4 protein-coding genes and 1 pseudogene are annotated in these 6,595 nt (G+C 71.5%); all 5 read right to left on the reverse strand.

The window, feature by feature from the left end:
* Positions 1-91: 91 nt before the first annotated feature.
* Positions 92-1,924 carry a TraM recognition domain-containing protein gene (locus AB0873_RS27140; RefSeq protein WP_366603172.1) on the reverse strand — a complete coding sequence of 611 codons (1,833 nt, stop codon included), beginning with the start codon at positions 1,922-1,924 and terminating at the stop codon, positions 92-94.
* A complete protein-coding gene (locus AB0873_RS27145; protein WP_366603174.1) occupies positions 1,921-3,363 on the reverse strand; it encodes a hypothetical protein in 1,443 nt (480 codons plus the stop codon). The genes AB0873_RS27140 and AB0873_RS27145 overlap by 4 nt, the downstream gene beginning before the upstream one ends.
* 19 nt (positions 3,364-3,382) lie before the next feature.
* Positions 3,383-4,870 (reverse strand): SCO6880 family protein, encoded by a 1,488-nt coding sequence (locus tag AB0873_RS27150; RefSeq protein WP_366603175.1) that lies wholly within the window; start codon positions 4,868-4,870, stop codon positions 3,383-3,385.
* On the reverse strand, positions 4,867-6,291 hold the full coding sequence (locus AB0873_RS27155) for a hypothetical protein (protein ID WP_366603177.1): 1,425 nt from the start codon (positions 6,289-6,291) through the stop codon (positions 4,867-4,869). Before AB0873_RS27155 ends, AB0873_RS27150 begins: the two co-directional genes overlap by 4 nt.
* Before the next feature lie 5 nt (positions 6,292-6,296).
* A pseudogene (locus tag AB0873_RS27160) lies at positions 6,297-6,595 on the reverse strand (hypothetical protein); the annotation flags it as partial.

Raw genomic sequence — 6,595 nt, forward strand, 5'->3', positions numbered from 1 at the left:
GCCGAGGCTGAACGCCGGCACCGCGGACCGTGTGCATTGGATGGTTGAGTTGAGGTGCGCCCATGGCCTACCTCCGATGTCCAAGCTAGCGTCAGCCAGCCGTTCCCCGCCACGAGCGCTGGGACATGCGACTCCGGCGTGCGGCCCGGGTGCGTTCCGCCTGGCGGGTCATGTCAGCGGTGGAGGCAGCGATGGAAGCGGCTAGCCGGTCTGCGCTTGGCCCGTCGTACCAGGGCAGCAGGTCGATCATGGCCACCTTCATCCCGGTGGCGAGCAGGAGCGCTGTCCCCTTGGGCAGGGCTCGGATCCGTGCGGGGCCGAGGATGCGTTGTCGGCGCACGGACGTCTGGTACGACGTGCGGCCCATCCCGTCGCGGGTGCGGGAGACGACGGTGACGTCGTGCTCGCCGACGAGCCGGGACAGGTCCTCGGCGAACCGGGCGTCGTCGATTCCGGCGCCGACCAGTTTGACGGTGGCGGCGGACCAGAGGGCGTCCATGCCCTGCTCGCCCCAGACGCGGGTGCCTTGGCGGTAGGACTGAAGGATGGTCAGCGGAATGATCGATCGGCTTCCGAAGTGGCTGTACAGCTCTGGCAGGTCCGCGATCTTGCAGATGTTCGCGGCCTCGTCAAGGCATGCGACCAGGGGTAGGTCGAGTCGACCGCCGTGCGCTTCGGCGGCGGTGACCGCGGCGCGCAGTACCTGGTCGGTCAGGCCGGCGACCAGCGGAGCCGCCGCCCCGGCACCCTCTTTGGACAGCAGGTACAGCGTGTCGGTGCTCTCGACGAACGCCTCGACATCGAGCGCGGGAAGCGGCCGGTCGGGTGGCGTGACCCAGGCCATGATGCTCGGGTTGGTCAGGCATGCGGCGGCGGTCCGGGCGGTCTCGTAGAGCCCTTCGCGGGTTTCCGGGGCGCCGGCCTGCCGGCCGGACATCGCCCGGGCGGAGGCTACGAACCCGTGGTGCTTGAGGATGGTCGCCGGCTCGCGTGACGTGGAGTCCGACAGCCACGCCTGCACCGAGGTCAGCGTGCGGCCTTCCAGAGCGGCAGCCAGGACGAGCGAGGTGAGCAGGTCCAACGCGCCCTGGATCCAGAAGTCGTCGCTGCCTTGAGACTTGCGGACCTGTTGGACGAAATGGTTGGCCAGCCGGTGAGCGTCCTCAACGTCCTCCACGGCGGCGAGGGGGTTCCACCACCAGCCCTGCGGCACGTGGGCGATGGACTGCGGGTCGAATACCCACACGGTGCCGCGCTCGGCGCGGACAGCCGCCGTGGTGGCCCACAGGTCCGCCTTGTTGCTGGTGGCCAGGGCCGCGCCGGGCGCGTTGAGTATCGAGTGCACCGCTAGCGCGGTCGTCTTGCCGGCGCGGGGCGCCATCACCGCGAGGATGACGTCCTCCCAGGAGGCGTACAAGCGGGGACCGGAGCCACGGCGGCGCCGGTGTTCGCCAAGTATCACCCCGGCCGACGCGGCGGTGATCTCCTTCACCGGCGTGTTCGCCAGGCCGCGTCGAAGCCGGCAGGCCTTGATGGCCACCACGGACAACGTCATCGGCCGTACGTCGGTGGGGCCGGCCAGCGACGGCAGTGGATCCTCCGCGTCGGGCTTGCGCTCGTGCCACCAAACAGCCACGACCGTTACCATGCCGACCAGAACCAGCAGCAGTACGGCGTACACGGCCCCGACTGCGGCCGGGGACACCCCGGGCCACAGCGCGGGCCAGTCGGCCTGCAGCAGTCCCTCGAGGTACAGCGATCCGAAGCCAGGGCCGGCCGGATGCCCGGTCATGGCGGCAGCGATCCGCCCGGCCAGCCAGGAGAGCCACATCAGGGCGATCGCTGCCCACACCAGCCCGAGCACCAGGAGCGGGGTGAGCGGTCCGCCGGCGGTGCCGCGCGGCTGGACGGGGCGGGTGTTCATGGCTGCACCTGCCGGATCGCCGTGTCGGTGTCGTAGAGCTCCCACTCCTCGCCGACCAGGGTCAGCGACACCGGCAGCCCGTTGCGTTCACCGGTCTTGATCAGGTACTTGCCGCGGCCTGGATGCACGGAGCCTGCGAACCAGGCTTCCGGTGCGGCCCACGACGCCACCAGTTCTCGCTCGGGTCCCGATAGTTTGATCACCTCGTTGACCCGGTTCAGCTCCCGTGGCGGTAGTCCGGCGAGGATCTTGATGGCGGAGCGTTCGATGAAGCCCTGCGCTTTGGCCCGGTCCTCGGGCGTGGGCAGGGCGTCCAGGTCGGCCAGGGAGTGGGTGACCATCACGCTGGCCATGCCGCGCTGCCGGTTGAGTCGGGTGAGCGCGTCGGCGTGCTCGACCAGCCCGGAGGCGCCGCGCAGCGCACGCCACAGCTCGTCCATGACGCCGAGGTACCGCCGGCGCGGCGCCAGGCCCTGGTCGGCCAGCACGGACGCGGCGTCGACCATGCCGAAGCCGTACGCCCAGGTGCACAGCATCGCGGCGGCCACCAGCTGATCGCCGGCGGCGGCGACCTGGGAGATGTCGACGCTGACCGCCGGAGCGTCCAGATCCAGCGGCTTGGTCGTGGGTCCGTCGAACACGCCGCGCAGGCTGCCCTCGCACAGCAGGGCGAGGGTCGGCACCAGCTGGTCGACTCGGCGGCGGTACTCGCCGTCGGTGCGCGCCCGGGCCGCGGTCAGCAGCTCGTCGGCGCCGACTTCGACCAGGCTCAGCACGTCGGGCACCGTGGGGTCGTTGTCGAGGCGCTCGGCGAGTACGTCGACCGCCCGGCCCAGGACGATCTCCTCGGTGTTGTTCAGCGCCTGCCCCCGTACCAGCGCGCACAGCGCCAGCAGCAGCGACATCCGTCGGCCCCGGATCTCCAGGCGCAGCTGCCGGGCGTCGGCGGTGCCCATTCGGGCGAGCGCGGTGCCGAGCGGGCCGGAGTCCAGCGGGTTGAGCCGGTCCAGGCCGCGTCCGATCCGGATGACCTGCCCGCCCAGATGTTCGACGAGCCGGGTGTAGTCGGGCTTGGTGTCGCCGAGGATCAGGGCGCTGGTGCCGAACCCGGTCATCCCGGTGATGAGCCGTTTCACCACGGTGGACTTGCCGACGCCGGGCTGGCCGAGGACGAACACACCCGGGTTGGTGATCAGACCCTCGCGCAGCCATTCGAGGGGGTCGAGGCAGACCACTTCACCCCACAGCATGTGCCGCCCGATCGGCACCCCGATCGTGGGTGCGCCGGACCCGGCGACGAAGGGGAACAGTCCGCACAGCTGGACGGTGGTGCCCTGGTACTCCATGCCGGGGGAGACGTGACTGGCCCGCCCGGCGCCGGGTGCCCGTACACCCCATGCCGGTGCTGGCCCGGCCGCGTCTACGACGGTGCTCTTCATCGATCCTCCTGGTGGTGGGTCAGTGGGGCCAGTGGCGGGCCAGCTGCGGCGGACACACGCCGCAGGGCAGGGTGGTGGCGAAGCCGGCGGCCTGGCTGGCGCGCAGCTGACGTAGCCGGATCTTGGCCACGTCCGCGCGGGACTCAACGTCGGCGATGGCCCGGCCCAGGTCCTCGGCGGCGAGGACGGTGGTGGTGACGAACAGCGACATCAGGCCCACCCCGGAGCCGGTCGCTTCTTCCCGCGCGGTCTGCAGGGCTCGTTCCCGGTCGGCGTGGTCCCGGGCGGATTCGTCGCGCTTCTGCGCCCGGTTGTAGGCCGCGCGGAACGCCGCCGCGTTGACCTCGCTCTCCACGATCCGCGCCGCCTCCCCGGCAGGGAAGGGCCGGTAGAGCAGCGACACCCGCTTCGGGTACGGGCCCGGCGCCAGGAGCCGGGCGAGGACGTCGGCGTGCACGTGCTGGCGCGGTGCCTCGTGCCAGGCCCATGACACCGACGTGCCGGAGTCGTGCACGTACCGGTCGAGGTGCTCCTCGGCCATCACGGGCCCGGCGGTCTCCCAGTCCACCCACTGGCTTAGGTCAAGGCCAGGGGTCGCGGCCAGCCGGGCCACGTCTCCCCGGCCGGCCGGGTCGAACGCCGTACGGACGATCGCCGAGATGTCCGCGGCGCTGGCCCGGCCGAGGACGGTCAGACCGCAGCTGCCCAGCGAGTCCTGCAGGCCCGGAAGGGTTCGGCTGATCTCCTCCAGGGCCTCGTCGAGGCTCTTGGGCTTGCTGGGGGAGGCGCCGGGCTTGAACGTCACCGACACCCGGGTCTCCACGTCCGCGGCGGCCGCCGGGGACACCTCCACCAGCCGTTGCAGCACCCGTCGAGCTGATGCCGGCCCGTGCGGCACGATCCGCCGGCTGACGTGATCGGCCAGCCGGGACCCGGGATCCGGCGCCGTGTCCACGGTGACCGTGACGTGGTCGACGATCGGCAGGTAGCCCAGGTTCGCCAGCCACCCGCCCCAGTTGGCCACCCAGGCTGCGCTGGCGTCCGGGTCGGCCAGCCAGGTGGAGGTGGCCGCGCAGCGCAGCGTCACGGTCATGGTGCCCAGCCGCTGATGGTAGACCGCCCCGTAGCCGCCGCCTTCGTCGTTGACGGTCAGCAGGGTGGTGGGTGTGAGCACGCCCGGCAACTGCCAGGCGTGCTCACCGGCCACCATCACCCCGGAGCGGTACGAGGTGTAGCCGCGGCTGGTGCCGATCCGCCACCGCACCCGCTGCGCGATCCCAGCCGACAGCGGAACCCCGTCCCACCGCAGCACCAGCAGCGCTACAAGCAGCACACACGGCCCGGCGGCGACGGCGAGCGCCTGCAGCCCCATGGACCCGGAGACGATCAGCACGGTGATCGCCACAAGCACGGTGAACGTCTGCATCGGTCCCAGGCCGAACAGGCCCATACCCCGCGCCCGCCGCCAGCCCCCGTACGTACGTACCTGCGCCTGCTCACTGCTCACGACGGCGGGTTCCCTTCCCGCATCGCGGGGCTGGCGGTGTTCGCGCCCGCCTGCGCGGCGGCGACCCCGGCCTGAGCGACCAGTGCGGCGCCGATGACGACCGGTGCCGCCGGCCCTGTCGCCGCTCCTGCGGCCCCAGCCTTGCCGCCGACCGCCGCGCTACCACCGGTGGACGCGGTAGCGCCGGTGCCGGCCGGCACAGTGGTCGTAGGCGTTACCGGACTGGATGCGCCGCCGCCTGCGTTACCGTTCACCACCTTCGGCGCGCTTCCAGTCGCACCACCGCCGGATCCGCCCGTAGGCGAGGGTGCCGAGGGGGCCGGCATGGCCCCGGTCGGGCCGTTGCCGCTGCCTCCGCCGCTACCGGGTCCTCGGGAGTCGAGGTAACGGGCGTGCTCGCCGGCGCTGTGACCACCGACCGCGCCGCGCACCGACGAGGCGGCGTGCAGGCCCGCAGCCGCACCGGCGCCGAACATGCCGAGGCCCCCGCCCCCGGATGCGACGCCGCCGGTGAAGGTCGTGAAGAACTTCATCAGCGCCGGCAGGGCGATCACCGACAGGGCCAGCATCCCGAGGCCCATCAGCCAGTCCCGCCCGTTGCCGCGCATCATCACGAACGAGGTGGCGTACACCGACACCGCCGCCGGCTTGTACAGCGCGAGCGCCAGCGACCAGCCGAGGGTCTTGTGCAGCCACTGACTGGTGCCTCGGGTGACGGAGCCGGCCGCCGCCAGTTGCAGCAGTCCGGCCAGGATGACCACCGAGCCCTCGCGGAAGACCATCAGGATGGTCTGCACCACGGCGGCGAGGATGACGACGACACCGACCAGGATCATCACGAGCGGGGCCACCGCGGCGCCGGGAAGCAGCAGTGCACCGAGCGCTTCGCTCATTGCCGCGTTGGGTGGCTTGTCGGAGTCCTTGAAAACCGCATCGTTGAGCAGCCACATCGAGTAGCTGTCCCCGGCCTTGAGGATCAGGTGGGTGCCGGCGACCCCGATGCTGCCCCACAGAGCGGTGTTCCACATACCGCGTACGGCCTGCAGAAGCGGCTCACCCTTGCGGCTGATGACGATGGTGATGCCCTGCCAGACCAGGCCACCGACCAGGACCAGGATCGTGATCGGCAGCATGAATCCGCGCAGCTGCTGCGCCGGCCCGGCGGCGCCGTTGCACTGGGCAACCCAGTCGGCCGCCCACTGGCCCGGGTCCGACCCGTTGGTGGGGCACAGGCTGTTCGACGGGATCAGCGTCCAGCTGGTCAGCAGGCCGGCGACCCACTGGATCGCCTCCCGGACCGCGCCGGCGAGCCCGTCGAGGATCATGTTGACCATTGAGTCGCGGACGGCTCCGGGGGCGTTGACTCCGTCGACGATGACGCCGGTGCAGGTGACGGGTACGAAGGGGTTACACAACGGCACGAGGATCACCTGACTGCGGTGAAGGGGAGGAACGTGGCGATGTCGGGGTCTGACGCGGCGGCCACGGCCTGGTCGAACGTGCCGTTGGCGGGTGCCAGCAGTGCCCAGTCCGACCCGGTCCAGCGCACGCGCACCTCGGTGCTGACCGTGAGTGGACTGCCGGAGGCGTCCGGCGCCTCGGTTAGCAGGCGCAGGAATGCCTCGTCGTCGGTGTAGCTGAGGATGCGGTAACCCCGCAGGGTGGCGTGCAGGCGCCCGATGGGCCGCCCGTCCGCCACGCCGGCCTGGTCGCGTAGCTCGTCGT

The sequence above is a fragment of the Micromonospora sp. NPDC047707 genome (genome assembly GCF_040704235.1).
In the GTDB taxonomy this organism is placed as follows: Bacteria; Actinomycetota; Actinomycetes; order Mycobacteriales; family Micromonosporaceae; genus Micromonospora.